We start from the raw sequence: 24428 nt of genomic DNA on the forward strand, positions 1-24428 counted from the left end.
TACCTACCTCAAGACCGATAGACGACTTCAACATCGTGATCGTCATCCTCATCATCGTCGTAATCATCGGCGCCACCCGCCGCACGACGCTCGGAGCGACGCCGATCCGCCAAGGCCTGGATACGCTCACGCGCCTCAGCCTGCATCGCATCCTGAACTTCACGCTCGCGCTCTGCAGCCTCACCATCCGTTGCCAGCAACTCAGCCTGCTCTTCGACAAACTGCAAAACATCCTGACACAGAGCCTTAGTATTCTCGCCCGTTAAGGCAGACACCCTATACACCGGCCCAGTCCAAGCAAGCGCATCCACCACTTCTTGGCAGCGCGCCTCACGCTCATCATCAGGCAGCATATCTAGCTTATTCAGCACCAACCAACGCTCACGCCCCGCCAGGGTAGGACTAAAGCGCGACAATTCTTTAGAAATTATCGCCACCGACTCCTGCGGCGTCACACCATCATAAGGCGCCATATCAACCAAGTGCAGCAACAAACGCGTTCGCGTCAAATGCTTGAGAAAACGAATCCCCAAACCTGCGCCGTCAGATGCGCCCTCAACCAAACCCGGAATATCTGCCAGCACAAAGCTGCGATGCTGCTGAACTCGCACCACACCTAAATTTGGCACCAGCGTCGTAAACGGATAATTAGCCACCTTGGGCTTGGCGGCAGACACTGCACGGATGAACGTAGACTTACCCGCGTTCGGCATACCCAACAAACCCACGTCAGCCAGCACCTTCAGCTCTAGACGCAGATTTCGTATTTCACCGTCGCTACCGCGAGTAAATTGCCGAGGCGAACGGTTTGTACTCGACTTAAAACGAGTATTGCCCAAGCCGTGAAAACCACCCTGCACAACTTTGAGCGTATCTCCGGCGAACACCAGATCCCCAAGCACTTCCTGAGTATCCTCATCAACAACAGTGGTGCCCACAGGTACATTCAGTATTAAATCTTCAGCACTTTTGCCACGACAGTTCGCGCCGCGACCAGGTTCACCCGGCCGCGCGTTATAAGCCTTAACAAAGCGGAAATCCACCAAGGTATTCATCGACGCCTCGGCCCGCAGAATCACACTGCCGCCATCACCGCCGTCACCACCATCTGGCCCACCCCAGGGTATAAATTTTTCGCGACGAAAGCTCATGCAGCCATTGCCACCTCGCCCCGCCTCAACCCTGATTACCGCCTCATCCACAAACTTCATGACTATGCCAACCTAAAAAAGGAATATGCTTAAAACCTATCTACAGAAACAAAAAAGCCCCGTCAACAGACGAGGCTTTAAACGTCACGAAGAGGGCTTAGGCCGCAACAATACTAATGTATTTGCGACTCTTTGGACCTTTAACTTCAAACTTCACCACACCGTCCGCCTTAGCAAACAAAGTATGGTCGGTGCCACAACCTACGTTTTCACCAGCGTGAAAGCGAGTGCCGCGCTGACGAACAATAATGCTGCCCGCGCTAACAGTTTGACCACCAAAACGTTTTACACCAAGACGCTTACTCTGCGAGTCGCGTCCGTTACGAGTACTACCACCAGCTTTCTTGTGAGCCATGAGTCTCTCCTAATTCCTTAAGCACTGATACCAGTGATTTTCACTTCGGTGAACCACTGACGGTGACCAGCTTGCTTCATGCTGTGCTTCCGACGGCGAAATTTAACAATCTTCACCTTGGCGTGACGACCTTGCGAAATAACTTCCGCAGTCACTTTGCCACCTTCAACATAAGGTGCGCCAATCTTTAGTTCTTCACCAGCTTTAACCATCAACACTTTGTCAAAGGTTACACTTTCGCCAGTGGCAACTTCAATTTTTTCTAGCTTGAGGGTTTCACCCTCAACCACACGGTGCTGCTTACCACCACTTTCAATAACTGCGTACATGGGCATAATCTCCAAGAGCCTGCTTGCAATAATTTGTTTCGGCCGAGCGTGTTGTGCTACTGCACTCCACACCGGGACAAGTCCAGGCACCGTCACCACCACTTAACCATTAAGAGGCCGCACGGTTTTGCTTTCAGGGGCGCGAATTGTACGCAGTTTCACAAAAATAAACAACACCTGAAAATCTCGCTATTGCAGAAACCTTGACAGCTCGCAGCTTCGCTCATACGATGCCAACCGACTCCGCCAGACGTATTAGCGTAACCATGCAACAGATCCGCCAGATCGTTGACAGCGAATTTGCTGCGGTCAACGACTTCATCATAGAACAGCTGCACTCCAACGTGCCCCTCGTAGAAAATATCGGCCACTACATCGTCGATGCGGGAGGCAAACGCCTGCGGCCGTTGCTCACCCTTTTATGCGCTGGCGCTATTGGCGACATTAAGCAGGATCACATCCGCTTAGCATCGGTCATCGAATTTATTCATACCGCAACCTTGCTACACGACGACGTAGTAGATATCTCAGCGCTACGCCGCGGCCGACCTACCGCAAACGCCAACTGGGGCAACGCACCCAGCGTGCTAGTAGGCGACTTTTTATACTCCCGCGCGTTTCAAATTCTAGTCGAAATCGGCAGCCTGCCACTTATGGGGCTACTGTCTGGCACGACCAATACAGTTGCAGAGGGCGAGGTTTTACAACTCAGCAGAGCCGGCAATGCCGACACCAGCGAAGCAACCTATTTTGATGTAATCCGCAGCAAAACCGCCGTGCTGTTTGGTGCGGCCTGCGGTGGCGCAGCCATTATTAGCAATACCGACCAACACCGTGACGCGCTCTACGAATACGGCTTAAATCTTGGCATTGCATTCCAACTAATTGACGACATCCTCGATTACGAGGGCGACCCAGAGGAAACTGGTAAAAACGTGGGCGACGATCTCGCCGAGGGCAAACCGACCCTACCTCTCATTTATCTCTTAAAAAATGGCGACCAATACCAGCAAGAATTGGTGCGTCACGCCATTAGCAATAAAACCAGCGAACAACTAGGCGCCATTATTAGCGCCGTTACCACCAGTGGCGCATTAGCCTATTGCCGACAGTCTGCGGAGCACTATACGCAAGCCGCATTAAATGCACTTACACCATTTAATGACTCCCCTTACCGCTCCGCCCTAGAGCGACTTACCGTTATTGCGCTCTCTCGCCGCAGCTAAATTACGTAGCCGATTACAATCCCCCTCTGAAGCCGCTACAATTTAAACCATTCTCGCTGGGACGGAAGATACCAGCTCCCCTAAATGGATATTTAAAAGGACTCGCTGTGAGCAGCACACCAAGCTACGGAGTTATCTCCCCCTACGACAGCAACACCAGATCAACGCTCTTATCTCTTGCACAGCAAAGTATTTCTACACCACTCAGCCAGCGCTTCCAAGAAGATCCGAAGCGCGCTGAACGCTACAGCGCAGAGATCGGCCCGCTATTCGTTGACTACTCAAAGCACCATATCGACAGCAATATACTCGACACACTTTGCACGATTGCGCGAAATCGCGGAGTCACCACGCAACTAGCCGCACTCAGAACTGGCGCCCACCTCAATAACACCGAAAATCGCGCAGTTAATTACCCCAGCCTACGACGCTGGGCTGTCGATCAGCAGAGCGGCGATAGCGCGATTGATTCGATGTATTCAAATATGGCCGCCCTGGTCAACGATATCCACAGCGGTAAATTGCGCGGACAAACCGGAAAAGCCTTTACCGACCTAGTTAATATCGGCATTGGCGGATCAGATTTCGGCCCACGCTTAATCTGCGATGCACTCTCCAATCAAGATGAACCACTGCTAAAAACCCACTTTGCCGCCAATATTGATCCCAGCGTCATCAGCGAGGTTCTTGCTACAGTACCCGCAGAAACCACACTTTTTATTGTCGCTTCAAAGTCCTTTGGCACCCAAGAAACCCGCAGCAATGCTACGGCCGCCCGAAACTGGCTATGCAGCGAACTCAAATGTGATGACGTCGATCAACATTTTATTGCCATCACCTCAAGACCAGAATCAGCAAAGACGTTTGGCATCAGAGAAGATTTAATTCTTACCGTGCCAGAATGGATTGGCGGGCGATTTTCAGTGTGGTCGGGTTTCGGCTTGGCCATTGCCTTATCTACAGGGATGGAAAACTTTCTCGCGTTTTTAGGCGGCGGCCACGACATTGACCAACACGTTGAACATAGCCCACTAGAATCTAATATCCCCGTCATTTTAGGCTTGCTAGACGTCTGGTATCGCAATGCTTGGGGAATTAGCTCGCAGGCGGTCTTACCTTACGAGCACCATCTAAAATTGCTGCCAATCTATCTGCAACAATTATTCATGGAAAGTGCCGGCAAATCCGTGAGTAGCGACGGTGAAATTTTACAGCACGGCACCGGCGGTGTTATCTGGGGAACCGAGGGCACCAACGGGCAGCACTCCTTTCACCAGCTCTTACATCAAGGCAGCGACACCATTCCCTGCGACTTTATTGCCAGCCTACATAGCTACAACCCGGTTGGCGAACAACACCAAAATCTAATCGCCAACTGCTTCAGCCAAAGCCTTGTCTTGATGCAAGGCCAGAGCGCCGCTGAAATTGAAACCAGCTTAACCAGCAATGGGATGCCTGCCGTCGACGCCAAGAAATTAGCCCAACATAAGGCGATGCTAGGCAATCGGCCAAGCACTACCATCCTGATGAATCAACTGACCCCAAGAGCTCTAGGCGCGCTAATTGCGCTCTACGAATACCGTCTGTTTTCCGCAAGTTTTGTTTGGGGAATCAATCCCTTCGACCAATGGGGTGTAGAGCTCGGCAAGCAAATCAGCCAAACACTTATGGGCGCACTTTCGGGCAAGGAATCCCCCGAGCTAGATAGCTCAACCGCACAATTGATTACACGCTACAAACAAGCACAACAGACGTAATCACCAAGGCACACCCGAAAAAAAGCGCCCGCAGGCGCTTTATCTACAAAAACCAAACCTTATAGCATCGCTAATAGCTCAGCCGTTTTTGCCTCCATCAAAGCAAAATCACCGTCGCTTTCAACATTCAAACGCACTACCGGCTCAGTATTCGACATCCGAACATTAAAACGCCAGCCATTAAAGCTCATGCTTAATCCGTCAGTAAAATCCACCGCCTCAGCACTAGGCTTGTACTTCTCTTCAATCAATGCAATTACCGCCTTTGCATCCTCAACTTCACGATTGATTTCACCACTGCAAGGGAATAGCGCAACCCGCTCCTCAACCAGTGACGACAAGCTAGCAGACTTCACCGACATCAACTGAGTAACAAGCAACCAAGGAATCATGCCGCTATCGCAGTATGCAAAATCGCGGAAATAGTGATGGGCGCTCATCTCACCACCGTAGACTGCATTTTCGATGCGCATACGCTCTTTAATAAACGCATGTCCAGTTTTGCATTGAACAGCCTTGCCGCCCGCCTCTTCGACGATAGCAATAGTATTCCATGTTAAACGGGGGTCATGAACAATATTCGCACCTGGATTTTTCAGCAAAAATGCTTCTGCCAATAAGCCGACAACATAATAGCCTTCAATAAAATCGCCGGTTTCATCAAAGAAAAAACAGCGATCAAAATCACCATCCCAAGCCACCCCTAAATCAGCACCGTGCGCTTTAATTGCATCAATACTAGGCTGGCGATTTTCTACCAATAAGGGGTTTGGAACGCCATTGGGGAAATTACCATCGGCCTCATGATGCACACGAATAAATTCAAAGGGTAAGTGCTTTTCCAACAAATCTACGACACGACCCGCGCCGCCATTCCCAGCATTAACCACAATTTTTAACGGCTTAAGTGATGCAACATCCACATAACTTAATAAATGCTCAACATAGGCCTCAGCGGTATCTAGCGCCTGCAAGCGACCGCGCTCGCCCGGCGCTGCAAAATCATTTTGCTCAGCAAGCTTTTTAATATCAAAAAGCCCTGTGTCACCGCTAATTGGCTTAGAACCCTCCCGCACAAACTTCATGCCGTTATAATCTTTAGGGTTATGACTTGCAGTAACCGCAATGCCGCCATCCATACCAGCATGTGCGGTCGCAAAATAAATCTCTTCTGTACCACACAAACCAATGTCATAGACATCGACACCGGAATCCCGCAAACCGTCAGTCAATGCCGCTTTAATGGACTCGCTGCTCAAACGAATATCGTGCCCCACCACTACTTTCTTAGGCTGGATCACCTCGGCAAATGCCCGACCTATGCGATAGGCAATATCTTCATTTAACTGATCGGGAATGCGGCCGCGAACATCGTAAGCTTTAAAGCACGTTATTTCACTACTACTCACGCGGAACCCTCGGCATAGATATTTTCGTAAACGTAATTCGTGGCCTCAATAAAGCCCGGCACACTGCCGCAGTCGAATCGTTTACCACGGAATTTATAGGCTAATACACAACCACTTTGCGCCTGCGTCATTAACGCATCGGTAAGCTGAACCTCGCCATTTTTACCCGGCGGTGTGTCGCGCAAAATATCGAAAATATCAGGGGTTAAAATATAACGACCAATAACGGCCATATTGGTTGGCGCATCTTCCGATTTGGGCTTTTCAACCATCGAGCTTACGCGAAATAGTCCGTCACCCATTTCTTCACCGGCTATAACACCGTACTTTTCGATATCTTCCATTGGCACTTCTTGGATGGCGACTATGCTGCAACGAAACTGTTTATACAGCTTAACCATTTGAGCCATAACACCTTCGTCATCGTGATTCAGACACAAATCATCAGACAAAATAACACCGAAAGCTTCATCGCCAATCAAACACTCGCCGGTTAAAATTGCATGCCCCAAGCCCTTCATCTGCCGCTGGCGGGTCATCATAAATGTACCCTTATCAAGCACATTGCGAATACCGTCTAAGTACCGCTCCTTACCAGTACCCGCAATCTGACTTTCCAATTCATAGCTAATATCAAAATGGTCGGCTATGGCACGCTTACCGCGGCCAGTTACCAATGCGATTTCTTTTAATCCCGCGTTTATCGCCTCTTCGACGCCGTACTGCACCAAGGGCTTGTTCACAATGGGCAACATTTCCTTCGGCATAGATTTGGTAGCGGGCAAAAAGCGTGTGCCGTAACCGGCAACTGGGAACAAACATTTTCTAATCATGAGGTTTCCTTGTACTAATCCAGACAAAGGCCTAGCCCAGTCCAGCCAATAAGGCAAAGTGCCATCATTCTCCCTATAGCGTGCTTACTTAGCAAGAATAGCTCTTTTACTGTGACATCGTTACAAGAGGATGACAGCAATGTTCAGGCCAATGTTGACATTTTTATGTGCCATCCAAATCCTTCGTGCTAAGATGGCCGCAACATTTTCAAGCTGATAATTCTGTCTCATGTCTTTAATTCATCAAAATAGCTTTACCAAACAAGAACTCATCGACTGCGGTCACGGCAAGCTCTTTGGCCCCGGCAACCCTAAGCTCCCCGTAGACAATATGCTGATGGTAGACCGCATCACGCATATCAGTACTGAGGGAGGCACTTACGAAAAAGGCGTGCTAGTCGCCGAATTAGACATCAATCCCGAGCTTTGGTTTTTCGATTGTCACTTTATCGGCGACCCCGTTATGCCTGGCTGTCTCGGCCTTGATGCAATGTGGCAGTTAGTTGGCTTTTACCTTGGCTGGCGCGGTAATAGCGGCAAAGGCCGTGCGCTGGGCGCCGGAGAGGTCAAATTTACCGGTCAAATCCTACCTGATGCCAAGCTCGTCACCTACACCCTTAATTACAAGCGCCTTATTGAGCGCAAACTAGTGCTAGGCATTGCCGACGGCGAAGTGGCCGTGGACGGCAAAGTGATTTACACCGCAAAAGATCTGCGTGTCGGCTTATTTAAAGACGACGCCAGCTTCGAGTAATATTTCACACTATACAATTTAATAAATTCATCACGATATATAACGAGGTATTCGATGAAACGTGTTGTCGTAACCGGTATGGGGATTGTTTCCAGCATCGGCAATAATTTGGCCGAAGTTTTAAGCTCACTACAGGAAGGCAAATCGGGTATTGCGTTTAACGAGACCTATAAAGAAATGGGCTTCCGCAGCCATGTTTCTGGCTCAATCAAAAACCTTGACTTAAAAGAGCTGATTGATCGCAAGCAATTTCGCTTTATGGGCGACGCTGCAGCGTACGCATTCCTATCCATGCAGGAAGCAATTGCAGATTCAGGCTTATCTGAAGACCAAGTGAGTAACGTCCGCACCGGTATTATCGCCGGTTCTGGTGGCGCATCGTCCGCCAATCTAATTGACTCCGCTGACACGCTTCGCGAGCGTGGCGTTAAGCGTATTGGGCCCTATCGCGTCACCCAAACCATGGGTAGCACGGTATCTGCGTGCCTTGCGACACCCTTCAAAATCAAAGGCGTGAACTATTCCATCTCATCTGCCTGCGCTACCAGCGCACACTGCATAGGCAATGCAATGGAACTAATTCAGCTCGGCAAGCAAGACGTCATTTTTGCCGGTGGCGGCGAAGAAGAGCACTGGTCATTAAGCTGCTTATTTGACGCAATGGGAGCGCTATCTACAAAATATAATGACACCCCAGAAAGTGCCTCTCGCCCCTACGATGCAAACCGCGACGGCTTTGTTATCGCCGGTGGTGCCGGTATGGTTGTACTGGAAGAGCTCGAGCACGCTAAAGCGCGTGGCGCAAAAATTTACGGTGAGCTTGTTGGCTACGGCGCCACCTCAGACGGCTACGACATGGTCGCGCCAAGCGGCGAAGGTGCAGCACGCTGCATGCTGCAAGCGCTAGCGGGCGTAGACAGCGACGTCGATTACATTAACTCCCACGGCACCTCCACCCCCGCAGGTGATATGCAAGAATTGAAAGCCGTGAAGCAAGCATATGAAGGCAAAAAGATCCCTGCTATTGGCTCAACCAAGTCTCTGGCCGGCCACTCGCTTGGCGCAACAGGCGTTCAAGAAGCGATCTTTTCATTATTAATGATGGAGAATAACTTCATAGCTGCCTCTGCCAACATTGAAACCTTGGACGACGAAGCTGCTGGTGTTCCTATTGTGACGAGCAAACAAGAAAACGTTACCCTGAATACCATTATGTCTAATAGCTTTGGCTTTGGCGGCACCAACGCCAGCTTAGTATTTAAGCGCTACACAGCCTAAATACCCTGCGTTTGCAGTGAAGAACTCGCTGCAAACGCAATCAATTCCTAGCTCAAATCCTGCAAAAAGATTATCTCAACACTGTCCCCACGCTGCACCGTCACGCCAACGGGTATCACCGCCAAAGCATTACACCAAGACACCGACGTTAGAGCACCAGAGCTCTGCTGCGGATGAATATCCACCTCCAAGCCTGTCGCAGACGGTGTTACCCTCGCCCGCAAATACTCCTGACGGCTTCCCGCCTTGGGCCACTCAAAATTAGCCACCGCAGGCCACTGCGGCGCTAAAGGCTCAACCACCCCCTGCATGGCCAGCAAATAAGGCCGAACCAGCAATCCGAAAGTGACAAAGCTCGACACCGGATTGCCGGGCAAGCCAAAAAACGGCACTTTACTCAGCTTACCGTAGGCTAGGGGCTTGCCAGGCTTTATGGCCAACTTCCACAACTGCAACTCACCCAAGGCCTCAACCTGCGCCTTCACGTGATCCTCCTCGCCAACGGACACCCCGCCGCTGCTGACAACCACATCTGCCTGATCGCGCGCCCGCTCAAGCGCTGTCTTTGTCGCCTGCGGGTCATCAGCAATAATCCCAAGGTCGAGCACCTCACAACCCAAGGAACGAATCATCGCCGCCAACATGGGGCGATTCGAGTTGTAAATCTGCCCTTGGCCAAGCTTCTCACCTGGCTCGCGCAATTCATCGCCCGTCGACATTAAAGCCACTTTAATGACCTTAGAAACGGCAACTTGCGAAATACCCAGAGACGCCAGCAAACCCAAATCAGCCGCCTGTAGCCTATGCCCCGCCGCCAACAATCGCTGTCCAGATGAGATATCTTGCCCCCGGGGGCGAATATGCTGGCCCTTGCTTGCAAGCACATTCACGGTAACGTTAGCGCCGCTAACTTCGCAGTCCTCCTGCGCAATCACCGTATCAGCGCCGCGGGGAATAAATGCCCCGGTAAAAATTCGCGCGGCGGTCGCCGGCTGCAAGGTGTCGCCAACAACACCTGCTGGAATGCGCTGACTTATCGGTATTGGCTGCCCCTTTTGTAGATCGCGATAACGAATTGCATAGCCGTCCATTGCACTATTATCCGCCGCCGGCACATCAGCATTCGCGACGATATCTTCTGCCAATACAGCGCCCAATGAATGCGCCAAATCTCGCAACTCGGAGCCCCATTTTGGCGCATCCGCCAACAAGTAGTGCAGAGCATCCTCAACCGAACGCAAAGCCACCCTTAACCCCCTAGGTTCTGGCGAGTTTTTAGCACACCAACAAAATTACAAGGCCGATGCCGGCTATCAAGTTGCTCCTTTATGATGCCATCCCAAGCGGTCTTACAGGCCCCAGTGGACCCTGGCACACAGAAAATCACCGTATTATTTGCCAGACCGGCCAAAGCGCGAGACTGGATCGTTGATGAACCAATCTCCTGCAAGGACACAGCGCGGAACACTTCGCCAAAGCCATCAATTTGCTTATCGAATAACACTGACACCGCCTCAGGGGTCGAATCCCGCCCAGAAAACCCCGTTCCGCCGGTCACTACGACAGCCTGAATGCCTTCACGGTAAATCCACTCAGACATCACCGCACGAATTTGGTAAATATCGTCCTTCACTATTTGTTTATCGACAAGCTGATGACCTGCCGCTTTCAGCGCTTCAAGCAAAAACTGGCCCGAGGTATCGTTACTCTCATCCCGTGTATCCGATACCGTTAATACCGCAACACCCAGCGGGACAAAAACGCTCTCACTACTCATTTACTCACACCCTCGCAAATTGCCCGCACCATTCGCGGCAAGTACGCCCGCCACGGCAATTGTTTAATACCAAAATCCTGCAATAGTTGATCACAAGACAGCACCGGAACCTGAGGAACCCAAGTGATGCCCGTGTCTGCCGCAGCGATATCTGCAACCGGCGCGACAAATTGCGATGCAAACGCGCAAACTACCTCGGCAAACTCATAGGCGCTCGCGGCACCGCTACTATTGTAATGATAAACCCCGCGACACGGCGCACCGCAGCTCAGCTGATCAAGCATCCCCGACACTACTCTCGCTAGGTCCGACACAGGAGTTGGGCAACCCATCAAAGAATCATTCAGGCTTAACACATTGCCGTCGCGCATGGCCGCGAGACAATCACCTAAAAAATTGCCCTCCTGCGCGGCAATTAATGGCCCAGTACGCAAAACCAAGCCCTGCCCTGCAACTCCGAGAACTAGACGCTCAAACTCTGCCAACTGTTTTCCAGCTAGGCTGGAAGCGACAGCATCCTCATCTTCTCTGCGCTCGTGATCTGAGCCCGCACTTGCATCAAATACGCGACCATCGCTAAGAAAGACATACGGCGCATCCATTTCGCGACAGGCCTGCAACAAACGCCTGCGCTCGACTAAAGACTGCTCGTGTAAGGCCGCGGTCACGCCGTCACTAGATTGAAAACAAACTAGCGGATCGCCATCGACCACAATCGCATTACGCAGCAACTTGGTATCGAAGTTGGGTAAATCTTCGCTTGATAAAATCACCAAGGGCCGCTCTCGCAAATTTAATTGATTGCGGATTGAGTCACTCAACGCGCTGGAGCGAGAAATTAAAACTACATTCACAGAAACATTCACACTTTATAAAGAAGGCTTGCAGCACAAAACATGATGCTACACACCTAGGAAAAATGAAGCAGACCGAAGGCCATCAACATTACTCAAAGCCCACCGCATCCGCAAGGCATTCAGTGGCATGACGCAAACCCAATAAAAAACGCCCTACTATTAATAGGGCGCTTCGCATGTACATTTTACCTAATGATACTCCCTAGAACGGGATATCATCATCAAAATCATCAAAGCCACCCGCTGGCGGTGCGCTCTGCTGAGGCGCTTGATTCTGTTGAGGTTGAGACTGCGGCTGTGGGGATGGTGCACGACGCGGTGCTGGTGCAGAGTAGCCGCCACTATCATAATTGTTATCGCCACCGGCACTGCCGCGACCGTCTAACATTTGCATTTCTGCGGCAACAATTTCGGTGGTGTACTGGTCAACACCGTCTTTATTTTGCCACTTACGCGTACGCAGCGACCCCTCCAAATAGACTTTAGAGCCTTTCTTTAAATACTCACCAGCAATTTCAGCTAGGCGATTAAAAAACACCACTCGGTGCCACTCAGTGCGCTCTTGCGGCTGACCGCTCTGTTTGTCTTTCCACGTTTCGCTGGTCGCAACGGTGATATTCGTCACCGCGCCACCCGATGGCATATAACGGGTTTCAGGATCCTGGCCTAAATTCCCAACCAGAATTACTTTATTCACTCCACGCGCCATGCGCCACCTCCTATTATTTCTATCACCGCGAACGGATACGTCGCAAAGGATTAACTATACCGGATTCCAACACTATTAGCTGCTTAGCCTTATCCCATCAGGCAAGGTAGCGGGATCAAAGTTCGGACTCACTCGCAGATAGGCCAATTGCTCACTTTCTAATACCGTTATATCAAAAGTCCCGGGCAGCTCCAGCACCTCACGACGCAATCTCGCCGCATCCCACACACCAAACTGCCAACTCAACACCAAATTCTCTGATTTTGCCGGCACCGTCATGCCCCAAGCGACTAGCAACCAAATTCCCGCAAAAATCGCTGCGCCAACAAACAGAGCCGACACTCCCCAGCGACCGAACAAACCGCCACCTAGCGCTCCACCACAAAACGCACCAAAAAACTGGAAGGTAGAATACACCCCCATCGCCGTCCCCTTCCCGCCTGGGTAAACCGTCTTACTTACCAGCGACGGCAAAGAGGCTTCCAACAAATTAAAGGCGACAAAAAATACCGTGATCATTAAGACCAAATACCAATAGTCTTGAGCAAACCACGTAGCGGCAAACAGCACCACGATTATTGCGCTGATAGCCGATAAAAATACCCGCTTCATACCATTGTATTTTTCAGCATAAATAATTAGCGGCACCATACCGATAAACGCCACCAGCATTACCGGCAGATACATTTTCCAGTGATCAGCACGCAGCAGCCCTTGATCTTCCAACAAGCTTGGCACCGCAACAAATATTGCCATCAGCACTGCGTGCAAGGAAAAAATACCAAGATTCAAGCGCATTAAATTGCTGTCTCGCAAGCAGCGCCCCAGCAAGCCCTGCAGCGACTGATTATTTGCGTCAATACCGCCTATATCAGGCGTTGGCACCAACCACAAAGTAATAAACACTCCGATCACTGCCAGTAGCGAAGTCAGTAAAAAAAGCCCGGACACACCAACAGCCGCAGCTACCAGCGGGCCAAGCACCATCGCCACCGCAAACGACACACCGATACTCATACCAATCGCGGCCATCGCCTTAGTACGGTGCTGCTCTCGTGTTAAATCTGCTAACAGCGCGGTCAGTGTGCTCGCGATAGCACCCGTACCCTGTAACAAACGCCCGACAATGACGGCAATTATATTATCGGCACTCGCCGCAACTATCCCACCTGCCGCGAATAATAATAAACCGGAAATAATAACCGGCTTGCGACCAATCCGATCCGATAGCATCCCCAGCGGAACCTGCAAAGCAGCCTGCCCCAAACCGTAAATACCCAAGGCAAGCCCCACCAGCATTGGCGTACTGTGGTTATATTCACCCGCGTACAAGCTTAATACCGGCAGCAACATAAATAAGCCGAGCATACGAAACGCGTACAATGTCGCCAGTGAAGCGACGGATCGACGCTCGGCTGCGCTCATCGTGTGATGATTCAAAGATGGGTACCTGAAACAAGAAGATATAGCGCTTGATTCTAACAGCTAAACCCCACATGAAAAACCGCTAGGAGATTTCGCAAGCTTATTTTGCGCCGCCCTCCACCGCCACCGTATAATGTCTGGTTTACCACGCTGGGGAATACTATGGATCGGATTATCGTTCGCGGTGCCCGCACCCACAATTTAAAAAACATTGATCTCGACATCCCCCGCGACAAACTGGTTGTCATCACTGGCTTGTCTGGCTCAGGAAAGTCCTCCCTCGCCTTCGACACACTCTATGCCGAAGGCCAGCGCCGCTATGTAGAATCGCTCTCTACCTATGCGCGGCAATTTTTGTCGATGATGGAAAAGCCCGATGTCGATCACATAGAGGGACTGTCTCCCGCCATTTCAATAGAACAAAAGTCGACCTCCCACAATCCGCGCTCCACCGTCGGCACCATTACGGAAATATACGACTACCTGCGACTTTTATTTGCCCGAGCGGGTGAACCCCGCTGCCCAGACCACAATACTGCGCTGTCTGCACAAACCGTTAGCCAAATGGTAGACACCGTACTGGCCCTGCCAGAGGGCAGCAAAATGATGCTGCTAGCCCCCGTCATTCAAAATCGCAAAGGTGAACATTTGCACACCTTTGAAAAATTGCGCAGCCAAGGATTTGTTAGAGCGCGGGTTGACGGCATTGTTACCGACCTAGACGACCTGCCGAGCTTAGACAAAAACAAAAAGCACTCTATAGAAGTTGTGGTTGATCGCTTCAAGGTTCGCGAAGATATCGGCCAACGCCTAGCGGAGTCATTCGAAACCGCGCTTGAATTAACTGACGGCGTCGCACGCGTTGCCGATATGGATGACAGCAGTGTTGCTGAGTTAGTGTTCTCATCGAAATTTGCCTGCCCCCACTGCGGCTACAGCCTCGCCGAACTAGAGCCTCGCTTATTTTCGTTTAACAGCCCCCTAGGCGCCTGCAGTAGCTGCGACGGCTTAGGTGTTAAACAGTTTTTTGACGCCAGCCGAATCATTCAGCATCCCGAAGCTAGCTTATCCACCGGCGCCATCCGCGGCTGGGATCGCCGCAGCGTTTACTATTTCCACATGCTTACCTCGCTGGCAGAGCACTACGGCTTCGACGTAGACGCGCCGTTTGAATCCTTATCGGAAGATCACCGCAAGAAAATTTTATTTGGTAGCGACGGCGAAGAAATTAGCTTTACCTATATCAACGACCGCGGTGACAACTTTCAGCGCAAACATCCTTTCGAGGGTGTGATCCCAAATATGGATCGCAGATACAAAGATACCGAATCGCAAACCGTGCGCGATGAACTAAGTAAGTTCTTAAATTCTCAGCCCTGCCCCGACTGCGAGGGCACACGCCTGCGAAAAGAAGCGCGCAATGTGTTTATTTTAGATAGCACCCTACCCCAAATTTCTGCCATGCCCGTTGGCGCTGCACGCGATTATTTTACTGCGCTAAAACTAGAAGGCCGACAGGCTCAAATCGCAGAAAAAATATTAAAGGAAATAAACGACCGGCTGCGCTTCTTAGTCGATGTCGGCCTGAATTATTTAACCTTAGATCGCAGTGCAGATACATTATCTGGCGGCGAAGCGCAGAGAATTAGACTGGCCAGCCAGATTGGCGCCGGATTAGTCGGGGTCATGTATATCCTAGACGAGCCCTCTATCGGACTTCATCAAAGAGACAACGAACGCTTGTTAAAAACGCTTAGGCATCTTCGTGATATCGGGAATACCGTAATTGTTGTTGAGCACGATGAAGATGCGATTCGAACCGCCGACCATATTATAGATATCGGCCCCGGTGCAGGTGTTCACGGCGGGCAAATCATCGCCCAAGGAAAACTGGAAGATATATTAAAAAGCGAAGAGTCTTTAACCGGTCAATATCTATCCGGCAAACGAGCGATTGCCATTCCAGAAAAACGCCACCCCGTAGATCCTAAAAAATTACTGCAAATAAAAGGGGCTAACGGCAATAACTTACAAAATGTCGACCTCAGCATTCCCCTCGGATTATTAACCTGTGTGACCGGCGTATCGGGATCGGGTAAATCAACCCTTATAAATCACACCCTATACCCCGTAGCAGCAACCGAACTGAATGGCGCCACTACCTTAACCGCAGCCAAGCACGAATCTGTAAGCGGTCTAAAGCATGTCGATAAATGTATCGATATCGACCAAAGCCCTATCGGCAGAACCCCCCGCTCAAACCCCGCAACCTATACAGGCATATTCACGCCAGTCAGAGAATTATTTGCCGGCACTCAAGAAGCCCGATCGCGCGGCTACAAAGTCGGTCGGTTTAGCTTCAACGTCAAAGGCGGCCGCTGCGAGGCCTGTCAGGGCGATGGCGTCACAAAGGTAGAGATGCATTTCTTACCGGATATCTATGTCGCCTGTGAAGTATGTAAAAGCCAACGCTACAATCGTGAAACCCTCGAAATCACCTATAAGGGGAAAAACATTCACGAAGTATTAGAAATGACTATCGAGGATGCGAATAGCTTTTTTGAAAACGTACCTAGCATTAGCAAAAAGCTGCAAACCTTAATGGATGTAGGTCTAAGCTATATACGCCTAGGGCAAGCAGCCACCACCCTATCTGGCGGTGAAGCGCAGCGTGTAAAACTGGCTCGCGAGCTCTCAAAGCGCGATACCGGTAAAACCCTTTATATACTTGACGAACCCACCACGGGGTTACATTTTGAAGATATTCAACTACTGCTGACAGTACTTCATAGACTCAGAGATCACGGCAACACCGTGGTTGTTATCGAGCATAACCTCGATGTTATTAAAACAGCTGACTGGATAGTCGATCTCGGCCCAGAAGGCGGTAGCGGAGGCGGGCTCATTATTGCCGAAGGAACACCGGAAGATATCGCAAGCATGCCGCAATCCCACACCGGCCATTTTCTCGCCGATGTACTCAAACTAAATACCACAAAGAAATCAGCCGCGGGTAGCTAAACGCTTCCCGCAAACCGCTCAAATTTTTGACAAAAAAAAGCCGGCTAAAAAGCCGGCTTTTTTATTCTTCGATTTACTCGTCGTCAGCTTCTTCAGCTACCGGACGATCAACCAACTCTACATACGCCATAGGCGCTTTATCGCCGGTGCGCAGACCACATTTCATAATGCGGATATAGCCACCAGGACGACCTTGGTAACGAGGACCAAGATCAGTAAATAGTTTACCAACAGCAGAATCGCTACGCAGACGCGCAAATGCAAGACGACGGTTAGCAACACTGTCTACCTTAGAAAGCGTAATCAAAGGCTCTGCGTAACCACGCAGTTCTTTTGCTTTAGGCAGGGTTGTTTTAATCAATTCGTGCTCAACCAACGACGCCGTCATGTTGCGGAACATCGCTTTACGATGAGAGCTATTACGGTTTAATTGACGGCCACTATGACGATGACGCATGGCTTTTTCCTTTAATAAACGTTGCTATCTCAGCAAAAAATATTCGAAAGTTCCCGCGAATTACGCAAGAACTCGGTCGTCGTTTCTAAGACTTGCTGGCGGCCAGTTGTCTAGGCGCAAACCTAAAGACAAACCACGTGACGCCAATACGTCTTTAATTTCTGTCAGCGACTTTTTACCAAGGTTTGGCGTCTTAAGAAGTTCAACTTCTGTACGTTGCACCAGGTCACCGATGTAGTAGATATTCTCTGCTTTTAAGCAGTTAGCTGAGCGAACAGTTAATTCAAGATCATCAACTGGGCGCAGCAGAATTGGATCTACTTCGTTCTCTTCGCGTGACGGTTCGTTCTCGCCTTCACTTTCCAGATCAACAAACACTGCAAGCTGCTGCTGCAGAATCGTTGCTGCACGACGAATCGCTTCTTCTGGATCGATAGTGCCATTGGTTTCTAAATCCAAAACCAATTTATCGAGGTCAGTACGCTGTTCAACACGTGCGCTTTCAACTACATAGCTAACACGGCTGATTGGGCTGTAACTAGCGTCTAATTGCAGACGGCCAATTGAGCGAGTTTCTTCTTCTGCGTTATCACGGGCATCAGCTGGAACATAGCCGCGGCCACGAGCGATAGTCAGGCGCATATTAATCTCGCCGTCATCGTTCAAGTTCGCAATAACGTGATCGGTATTAACGATTTCAATTTCATGATCAGTTTGAATATCGCCAGCAGTAACAAGCCCTGGACCTTTTTTATTAAGAACCAAGGTCGCTTGATCTTTACCGTGCATGATTACCGCAACTTCTTTCAGGTTAAGCAGGATCTCAATGACATCCTCCTGAACACCTTCCATTGCGCTGTATTCATGTAGAACACCGTCAATCTCAACTTCGGTTACCGCACAACCCGGCATAGAAGAAAGCAAAATACGGCGCAAAGCATTACCCAAGGTGTGACCGAATCCACGCTCTAGTGGCTCAAGGGTCACTTTCGCACGAGTCTGTCCAAGTTCTTCAACTTGGATAACGCGTGGAGTTAGAAATTCATTGACAGCACTTTGCATAGGTCACCTGTAGTGATTTGTCCGGAGTTAAACTTACTTCGAGTAAAGCTCAACGATCAGTTGCTCGTTGATCTCAGAAGACAAGTCGCTACGATCTGGCGCGCTCTTGTAAACGCCTTCCATTTTGGCGGCGTTAATATCAATCCAAGAAACATCGCCACGCTGCGCAGCAAGAGCAATCGCAGACTGAATACGCAGCTGAGATTTCGCTTTCTCACGAACACTAACTACATCACCAGCTTGTACTTGGTAAGACGGCACGTTAACAGTCTTGCCATTTACCAATACAGATTTATGAGACACTAACTGACGCGCTTCTGCACGAGTAGAGCCAAAACCAATACGGTAAACCACGTTATCTAAACGGCCTTCTAAAAGCTGAAGCAGGTTCTCACCCGTCGCGCCCTTACGGCGAGCAGCTTTTGTATAATAAGCGCGGAATTGCTTTTCCAGTACGCCGTACATACGACGAACTTTTTGTTTTTCACGCAACTGAACACCGTAGTCAGAAAGACGACCACGACGCGCACCGTGCATACCAGGTGCAGTTTCAGCTTTACACTTTGAATCCAGCGGACGAACACCACTCTTCAGGAACAGGTCGGTACCTTCCCGTCTGGATAATTTACAGCTTGGGCCCAAATATCTAGCCATTTTCTGTATTCCTCAACTGTTAATTAAACGCGACGTTTCTTGGGAGGACGGCAACCATTATGTGGAATAGGCGTCACGTCGGTGATGTTGGTAATCTTATAACCGCAGTTATTCAAAGCGCGCACAGCAGACTCACGTCCGGGGCCTGGGCCTTTAACTTCTACGTCTAGATTTTTTAAACCGTAATCTTTCGCAGCGTTACCGGCGCGTTCTGCAGCAACCTGTGCAGCGAAAGGAGTACTTTTACGAGAACCACGGAAACCACTTCCGCCGGCAGTTGCCCAGCTCAGTGCGTTACCCTGACGATCTGTAATTGTAACAATGGTGTTGTTAAACGACGCATGTATATGCGCAACACCGTCCACGACGGTCTTTTTGACCTTTTTCCGTGGAGCTTGTTTGCCTGGTTTGGCCATGTTCTATATCCATCTCTAATATCAACACTACACAAGTGGTGTAGCTACACTAAAGGAATCCTGCCTTTAAATTACTTACGGATCGGCTTACGTGGACCTTTACGCGTACGCGCATTAGTCTTAGTACGCTGACCGCGAAGCGGCAGACCTTTACGATGACGCAGACCGCGGTAGCAGCCCAGATCCAATAAACGCTTAATGTTCATAGAAACAACACGACGTAAGTCGCCTTCTACAGACATTTTAGCGATTTCGCCACGAAGCGCATCAAGCTGCTCTTCTGACAATGAACCGATTTTAGCGTCTTCAGCTATAGTTGTTTTAGCGCACAATGCCTTAGCAGTTGTACGGCCAATGCCATATATATAGGTCAACGAAATAACAGCATGCTTGTTATCTGGTATGTTGACACCTGCAATACGAGCCATTCAGGTTACTCCAATTAAGCCCAATTCTTTTAACGCCTAGCAATGACCGGAAAACGGATAACCGCTGCACGAAAGGCGCAGTAGTCTACCCGCACCGAGGAAGCAAATCAACCCCGATACCGTATTGCTTAGCCCTGCCGCTGCTTATGACGTGGTTCTACGTTACAAATAACCCGAACCACACCTTTACGACGAACAATTTTACAGTTGCGGCAAATTGTCTTTACCGATGCACGTACTTTCATTGTGATACTCCAAACAAGCCATCAGGTTAGTGAGCGTTAGCGCACACCACCGCCGTAATTTTTTAAGTTCGCCTTCTTCAAGACTGAGTCGTACTGATGAGACATCAGGTGAGACTGAACCTGCGCCATGAAATCCATCACTACCACCACCACGATCAGCAATGAGGTACCACCGAGATAAAACGGCACATTCCACATCACGACCAAAAACTGCGGTAACAAACACACGCCAGCTATATACAAAGAGCCAAACATGGTCAAACGCGTTAACACGCCGTCTATATAATTCGCAGTTTGTTTACCAGGACGAATCCCAGGTAAAAACGCACCTGAACGCTTCAGGTTATCTGACACTTCATCAGGGTTAAACATCAACGCTGTATAGAAGAAGCAGAAGAAAACAATCAAAGCTGTAAACAACAGGATATTTAATGGCTGCCCTGGTCCTATTGCCAAAGCAACGTCCTGCAACCATTCCATCCCTTCGCCACTCTGCCCAACCCACTGCGCAATTGACGCAGGGAATAGCAAAATAGAACTCGCGAAAATCGCAGGAATAACACCCGCCATATTCACCTTCATTGGCAAGTGGCTAGATTGCGCCTGATACATCTTATTGCCACGCTGCTGCTTGGCGTAATTTACCGTAATACGCCGCTGCCCACGCTCAATGAAGACAACCAAGTAAACAACCGCTATCGCAAGAACTAACACTGCCAGTAGAACTAAAATATTTAATTCACCCTGACGGGCCTGCTCTAAAGATTGACCAACTGCCGACGGCAGCCCCGCAACAATCCCCGCGAATATCAGCATCGAGATACCGTTGCCAACGCCGCGCTCGGTTAACTGCTCGCCCAACCACATCATAAAGATCGCGCCGGTAACTAATGACACTACCGAAACGAAGTAAAAACTAAAATCTGCACTGTAAGCCAAGCCTTGATTAGCCAAACCTACTGTCATACCTGTGCCTTGCAGCAAGGCCAACACAACCGCTAGATAACGTGTGTACTGACTGATCTGTCTCCGACCACCCTCACCCTCTTTCTTAAGGGCTTCTAACTGAGGACTAACCGCTGACATTAGCTGCATAATAATCGAAGCAGAAATGTAAGGCATGATACCCAAAGCTAGGATACTCATGCGCTCCAATGCACCGCCAGAGAACATATTAAACAAACCAAGGACAGTTCCTTGGTTTTGATTAAACAGCGCGGCGAGCTGATCCGGATTAATACCTGGCACCGGTATATGAGTACCGATACGATAAACAATTATCGCTAGTAGTAAAAAACGGAGGCGAGCCATAAGCTCGCCCATTCCGGATTGGTTTCCAGTTGATAGTGGACTGGACTTCGCCATGGAGTTCGCCTTATTCCTCGACTTTGCCGCCCGCTTTTTCAATTGCTTCGCGTGCGCCTTTGGTTACCGCTAAACCTTTCACAGTAACAGCTTTGTTCAGATCACCAGACAAAAAGATCTTTGCGCGCTCAATGTTGCTGTTAATTAAATCAGCACGCTTAAGCGCATCAAGATCAATCACGTCATCAGCAACTGCCATCAATTCCGCGGTGCGAATTTGTGCAGTAACGCGTGACAAGCGCGAAGTGAAGCCGTATTTAGGCAGACGCTTTTGCAAAGGCATTTGACCGCCTTCAAAACCTGGACGCACGCTTCCGCCTGAACGAGACTTCAGACCTTTGTGACCACGACCTGCGGTTTTACCCAAGCCACTACCGATACCACGACCTACCCGTTTGCCTTCTTTAACTCGACCGGGTGCCGGGCTCAGCGTGTTTAAACGCATATCGCTCATCACTTATCCCTCAACACGTACTAAATAGTTGACCTTATTGATCATACCGCGCACTGATGGAGTGTCTTCCACTTCTACAGTGTGGCGAATACGACGCAAGCCTAGACCAGCAACGCAGGCCTTGTGCGACTTTAGTCGTCCTGCAACAGAACGAACTAGTGTGACTTTAATCTTGTTCATAGCAAATCCTGCCTTTGTCTTAGCCCAAGATCTCTTCTACAGTTTTGCCGCGCTTAGTTGCGACTTCTTCTGGAGAAGAAACACTTTCCAGTGCTTTGATAGTTGCACGAACCACGTTAACTGGATTCGTAGAACCGTAGCACTTGGCTAATACGTTATGAATACCTGCAATTTCTAACACCGAGCGCATTGCACCACCGGCGATAACACCAGTACCTTCAGACGCTGGCTGCATGTAAACCTTAGATGCACCATGACGACCTTTAACGGCGTACTGGATAGTGTCACCTTTAATGTCAACCTGCACCATGTTCCGGCGAGCTGCTTCCATTGCCTTCTGGATCGCAACGGGTACTTCGCGCGCTTTACCGCGACCGAAGCCAACTTTACCGCTACCATCACCCACTACTGTAAGAGCAGTGAAGCTGAAAATGCGGCCACCTTTGACCACTTTGGCAACACGGTTTACCTGAACAAGCTTCTCTTGCAGGCCTTCTGTGTTTGCTTTGTCTTTCTGATCGTTATACGCCATCGCCTAAAACCTTAGAATTCCAAACCACCTTCACGGGCAGCATCTGCCAGCGCCTTGACACGGCCGTGGAATTTAAATCCACTGCGGTCAAAAGCGACCTTTGTCACGCCTGCGGCTTTCGCACGGTCAGCGATCAACTTGCCCACACTAGCGGCTGCAGCGACATTACCGGTCGCACCAGCGCGCAAATCTTTATCTAGTGTAGATGCACTCGCCAACACTACGTCACCTGATGCTGCGATAAGCTGCGCATACATGTGGCGTGGCGTGCGGTGAATGCTCAAACGTACGGCGCGTAGCTCACGCATTTTAAAGCGAGCACGGCGGGCACGACGTAATCTTGAAACTTTCTTATCGCTCATAACCTTGCCTTTACTTTTTCTTCGCTTCTTTACGACGGACGTTTTCTTCCGCGTAACGAACACCCTTACCTTTATAAGGCTCTGGTGGACGGAACGCGCGGATTTCGGCCGCTACCTTACCTAAAATCTGTTTGTCAGTACCGCTCAACACGATTTCAGTCTGTGTTGGAGTATCAACGGTAACGCCTTCTGGCAAGTCATAATCAATAGGGTGCGAAAAACCCAACACCAAGTTTACAGACTTACCATTTGCTTTTGCACGGTAACCAACGCCTTGGAGGATCAGCTTACGCTGAAAACCTTCGCTAACGCCGACAACCATATTGTTAGTCAGTGAACGAGTAGTACCCGCCATTGCCCAACCATCTTTCGCGCCTTCACGCGCTGAAAATACTAACGACCCGTCTTCCTGCTTGATCTCTACAGACTTGTGCAAAGGCATAACCAACGTGCCTTTCTTGCCCTTTACAGAGATATTGCTGGCGTCGAGCTTGACTTCAACCCCTGAAGGGATAGTCACTGGACTTTTCGCTACTCTTGACATGTTAAGAACTCTTTAAACTGTCGGGTTAGAAAACAGTGCAAAGCACTTCGCCGCCAACACCGGCAGCTCTTGCTGCGCGATCAGTCATCACACCATGACTGGTTGACACAATAGCGATACCCAGCCCTGCACGTACTGATGGCAATTCATCTTTACCTGCGTAAGCGCGGAGACCAGGGCGGCTAACGCGACTGATTTCTGCGATAACTGGCTTGCCCTGATAGTATTTTAATTCTACTGTCAGTTCTGCCTTGCCACCTTGTTCTTCAACCCGCGAACCGGCGACATAACCTTCATCTTCAAGTACTTTAGCAACAGATACTTTTAATTTAGATGACGGCATTGTAACAGCAGTTTTACCTGCCATCTGAGCGTTGCGGATGCGTGTCAGCATATCCGCTAGTGGGTCTTGCATGCTCATGTTTTGCTCCCGTTATACGTCGCGACCAAAGCTCGCGACAGCAAAATTCTCAATATTACCAGCTAGCCTTAACTAAGCCGGGGACATCGCCGCGCATTGCTGCTTGACGGAGCTGGTTACGGCAAAGACCAAACTTGCGGTAAACACCGTGTGGACGGCCAGTAATCTGGCAGCGACGACGCTGGCGAGTTGGACTCGCGTCACGTGGCAGCTTTTGCAGCTTAACCTGTGCATCCCACTTTTCTTCGTCACTCGCCGTTACACTAACAATAATTGCTTTAAGTGCAGCACGCTTTGCAGCGAATTTTTCTACAGTTTGGGTGCGCTTTAATTCACGCGCTTTCATAGACTGCTTTGCCATAATCCC

At 49.8% G+C, this 24428-nt stretch carries 29 protein-coding genes; 5 read left to right on the top strand and 24 right to left on the bottom strand.

The annotated features are described in order from the left end of the window. Positions 1 to 8 precede the first annotated feature (8 nt). The 3 genes from cgtA to rplU form a co-directional block, all read right to left on the bottom strand. Positions 9 to 1211, bottom strand: a complete 1203-nt coding sequence (gene cgtA / locus C0068_RS09270) for an Obg family GTPase CgtA (protein WP_103684219.1) — start codon at positions 1209 to 1211, stop codon at positions 9 to 11. Between the two features lie 97 nt (positions 1212 to 1308). Next, positions 1309 to 1566 carry a 50S ribosomal protein L27 gene (gene rpmA / locus C0068_RS09275; RefSeq protein ID WP_103684220.1) on the bottom strand — a complete coding sequence of 86 codons (258 nt, stop codon included), beginning with the start codon at positions 1564 to 1566 and terminating at the stop codon, positions 1309 to 1311. 17 nt (positions 1567 to 1583) lie between these two features. After that, on the bottom strand, positions 1584 to 1895 hold the full coding sequence (rplU, locus tag C0068_RS09280) for a 50S ribosomal protein L21 (RefSeq protein WP_103684221.1): 312 nt from the start codon (positions 1893 to 1895) through the stop codon (positions 1584 to 1586). A 266-nt stretch (positions 1896 to 2161) separates the two neighbouring features. On the opposite strand from rplU, the gene C0068_RS09285 reads away from it, so the two are divergent. Both C0068_RS09285 and pgi read left to right on the top strand, forming a co-directional pair. Further along, entirely contained in the window at positions 2162 to 3121 is a 960-nt protein-coding gene (locus tag C0068_RS09285) for a polyprenyl synthetase family protein (RefSeq protein ID WP_103684262.1), read from the top strand. Between the two features lie 107 nt (positions 3122 to 3228). Beyond that, positions 3229 to 4878, top strand: coding sequence for a glucose-6-phosphate isomerase (pgi, locus tag C0068_RS09290; protein WP_158249962.1), 1650 nt, complete (start codon positions 3229 to 3231; stop codon positions 4876 to 4878). Between the two features lie 59 nt (positions 4879 to 4937). Here pgi and C0068_RS09295 read toward each other — a convergent pair whose 3' ends face one another. Beyond that, entirely contained in the window at positions 4938 to 6287 is a 1350-nt protein-coding gene (locus C0068_RS09295) for a phosphohexomutase domain-containing protein (protein WP_103684223.1), read from the bottom strand. Continuing rightward, the gene (gene galU / locus C0068_RS09300) at positions 6284 to 7120 is read right to left on the bottom strand and encodes a UTP--glucose-1-phosphate uridylyltransferase GalU (RefSeq protein ID WP_103684224.1); all 837 of its coding nucleotides are present in this window, start codon (positions 7118 to 7120) and stop codon (positions 6284 to 6286) included. Before galU ends, C0068_RS09295 begins: the two co-directional genes overlap by 4 nt. 229 nt (positions 7121 to 7349) lie before the next feature. Here galU and fabA point away from each other — a divergent pair, with 229 nt between their 5' ends. Together fabA and fabB are read left to right on the top strand one after the other, a co-directional pair. Next, positions 7350 to 7874, top strand: coding sequence for a bifunctional 3-hydroxydecanoyl-ACP dehydratase/trans-2-decenoyl-ACP isomerase (fabA, locus tag C0068_RS09305; RefSeq protein WP_103684225.1), 525 nt, complete (start codon positions 7350 to 7352; stop codon positions 7872 to 7874). A 54-nt stretch (positions 7875 to 7928) separates the two neighbouring features. Beyond that, complete coding sequence (fabB, locus tag C0068_RS09310; RefSeq protein ID WP_103684226.1) at positions 7929 to 9152, top strand: beta-ketoacyl-ACP synthase I; 1224 nt, start codon at positions 7929 to 7931, stop codon at positions 9150 to 9152. A gap of 47 nt (positions 9153 to 9199) precedes the next feature. On the opposite strand, the gene C0068_RS09315 is transcribed toward fabB, so the two are convergent. From C0068_RS09315 to C0068_RS09335, 5 genes are all read right to left on the bottom strand, one after another. Then, positions 9200 to 10399 carry a molybdopterin molybdotransferase MoeA gene (locus C0068_RS09315; RefSeq protein WP_103684227.1) on the bottom strand — a complete coding sequence of 400 codons (1200 nt, stop codon included), beginning with the start codon at positions 10397 to 10399 and terminating at the stop codon, positions 9200 to 9202. Positions 10400 to 10401: 2 nt separating this feature from the next. Next, positions 10402 to 10929 carry a molybdenum cofactor biosynthesis protein B gene (gene moaB / locus C0068_RS09320; protein ID WP_103684228.1) on the bottom strand — a complete coding sequence of 176 codons (528 nt, stop codon included), beginning with the start codon at positions 10927 to 10929 and terminating at the stop codon, positions 10402 to 10404. Beyond that, positions 10926 to 11783 carry a sugar nucleotide-binding protein gene (locus C0068_RS09325; RefSeq protein ID WP_103684229.1) on the bottom strand — a complete coding sequence of 286 codons (858 nt, stop codon included), beginning with the start codon at positions 11781 to 11783 and terminating at the stop codon, positions 10926 to 10928. Before C0068_RS09325 ends, moaB begins: the two co-directional genes overlap by 4 nt. A gap of 205 nt (positions 11784 to 11988) precedes the next feature. Next, positions 11989 to 12495, bottom strand: coding sequence for a single-stranded DNA-binding protein (gene ssb / locus C0068_RS09330; protein ID WP_103684230.1), 507 nt, complete (start codon positions 12493 to 12495; stop codon positions 11989 to 11991). A 75-nt stretch (positions 12496 to 12570) separates the two neighbouring features. Then, positions 12571 to 13935: an MFS transporter gene (locus C0068_RS09335; RefSeq protein ID WP_233208784.1), complete on the bottom strand. Its 1365-nt coding sequence runs from the start codon at positions 13933 to 13935 to the stop codon at positions 12571 to 12573. Positions 13936 to 14082: 147 nt separating this feature from the next. On the opposite strand from C0068_RS09335, the gene uvrA reads away from it, so the two are divergent. Then, positions 14083 to 16941, top strand: a complete 2859-nt coding sequence (uvrA, locus tag C0068_RS09340) for an excinuclease ABC subunit UvrA (protein WP_103684232.1) — start codon at positions 14083 to 14085, stop codon at positions 16939 to 16941. Positions 16942 to 17014: 73 nt separating this feature from the next. Here uvrA and rplQ read toward each other — a convergent pair whose 3' ends face one another. The 14 genes from rplQ to rpsN form a co-directional block, all read right to left on the bottom strand. Next, positions 17015 to 17398 carry a 50S ribosomal protein L17 gene (rplQ, locus tag C0068_RS09345; RefSeq protein ID WP_103684233.1) on the bottom strand — a complete coding sequence of 128 codons (384 nt, stop codon included), beginning with the start codon at positions 17396 to 17398 and terminating at the stop codon, positions 17015 to 17017. A 60-nt stretch (positions 17399 to 17458) separates the two neighbouring features. Beyond that, a complete protein-coding gene (locus tag C0068_RS09350; RefSeq protein WP_103684234.1) occupies positions 17459 to 18460 on the bottom strand; it encodes a DNA-directed RNA polymerase subunit alpha in 1002 nt (333 codons plus the stop codon). Positions 18461 to 18493: 33 nt separating this feature from the next. Beyond that, entirely contained in the window at positions 18494 to 19114 is a 621-nt protein-coding gene (rpsD, locus tag C0068_RS09355; RefSeq protein WP_103684235.1) for a 30S ribosomal protein S4, read from the bottom strand. Between the two features lie 23 nt (positions 19115 to 19137). Then, positions 19138 to 19530: a 30S ribosomal protein S11 gene (gene rpsK, locus C0068_RS09360; protein WP_103684236.1), complete on the bottom strand. Its 393-nt coding sequence runs from the start codon at positions 19528 to 19530 to the stop codon at positions 19138 to 19140. A gap of 71 nt (positions 19531 to 19601) precedes the next feature. Beyond that, on the bottom strand, positions 19602 to 19958 hold the full coding sequence (gene rpsM / locus C0068_RS09365) for a 30S ribosomal protein S13 (RefSeq protein ID WP_103684237.1): 357 nt from the start codon (positions 19956 to 19958) through the stop codon (positions 19602 to 19604). A gap of 128 nt (positions 19959 to 20086) precedes the next feature. Next, the gene (gene rpmJ / locus C0068_RS09370) at positions 20087 to 20203 is read right to left on the bottom strand and encodes a 50S ribosomal protein L36 (protein ID WP_103684238.1); all 117 of its coding nucleotides are present in this window, start codon (positions 20201 to 20203) and stop codon (positions 20087 to 20089) included. A gap of 36 nt (positions 20204 to 20239) precedes the next feature. Continuing rightward, positions 20240 to 21568 carry a preprotein translocase subunit SecY gene (secY, locus tag C0068_RS09375; RefSeq protein ID WP_103684239.1) on the bottom strand — a complete coding sequence of 443 codons (1329 nt, stop codon included), beginning with the start codon at positions 21566 to 21568 and terminating at the stop codon, positions 20240 to 20242. 10 nt (positions 21569 to 21578) lie between these two features. Further along, on the bottom strand, positions 21579 to 22013 hold the full coding sequence (gene rplO / locus C0068_RS09380) for a 50S ribosomal protein L15 (protein WP_103684263.1): 435 nt from the start codon (positions 22011 to 22013) through the stop codon (positions 21579 to 21581). 12 nt (positions 22014 to 22025) lie between these two features. After that, positions 22026 to 22202, bottom strand: a complete 177-nt coding sequence (rpmD, locus tag C0068_RS09385; RefSeq protein WP_103684240.1) for a 50S ribosomal protein L30 — start codon at positions 22200 to 22202, stop codon at positions 22026 to 22028. 19 nt (positions 22203 to 22221) lie between these two features. Further along, complete coding sequence (gene rpsE / locus C0068_RS09390) at positions 22222 to 22734, bottom strand: 30S ribosomal protein S5 (protein ID WP_103684241.1); 513 nt, start codon at positions 22732 to 22734, stop codon at positions 22222 to 22224. Positions 22735 to 22745: 11 nt separating this feature from the next. Then, positions 22746 to 23096 (bottom strand): 50S ribosomal protein L18, encoded by a 351-nt coding sequence (gene rplR / locus C0068_RS09395; protein ID WP_103684242.1) that lies wholly within the window; start codon positions 23094 to 23096, stop codon positions 22746 to 22748. Between the two features lie 10 nt (positions 23097 to 23106). Next, on the bottom strand, positions 23107 to 23640 hold the full coding sequence (gene rplF / locus C0068_RS09400) for a 50S ribosomal protein L6 (protein ID WP_103684243.1): 534 nt from the start codon (positions 23638 to 23640) through the stop codon (positions 23107 to 23109). 25 nt (positions 23641 to 23665) lie between these two features. Next, positions 23666 to 24061, bottom strand: coding sequence for a 30S ribosomal protein S8 (gene rpsH, locus C0068_RS09405; protein WP_103684244.1), 396 nt, complete (start codon positions 24059 to 24061; stop codon positions 23666 to 23668). A gap of 55 nt (positions 24062 to 24116) precedes the next feature. Beyond that, complete coding sequence (rpsN, locus tag C0068_RS09410; protein ID WP_103684245.1) at positions 24117 to 24422, bottom strand: 30S ribosomal protein S14; 306 nt, start codon at positions 24420 to 24422, stop codon at positions 24117 to 24119. Positions 24423 to 24428: the final 6 nt, after the last annotated feature.

It is taken from the genome of Zhongshania marina (genome assembly GCF_002915595.1).
In the GTDB taxonomy this organism is placed as follows: Bacteria; Pseudomonadota; Gammaproteobacteria; order Pseudomonadales; family Spongiibacteraceae; genus Spongiibacter; species Spongiibacter marinus_B.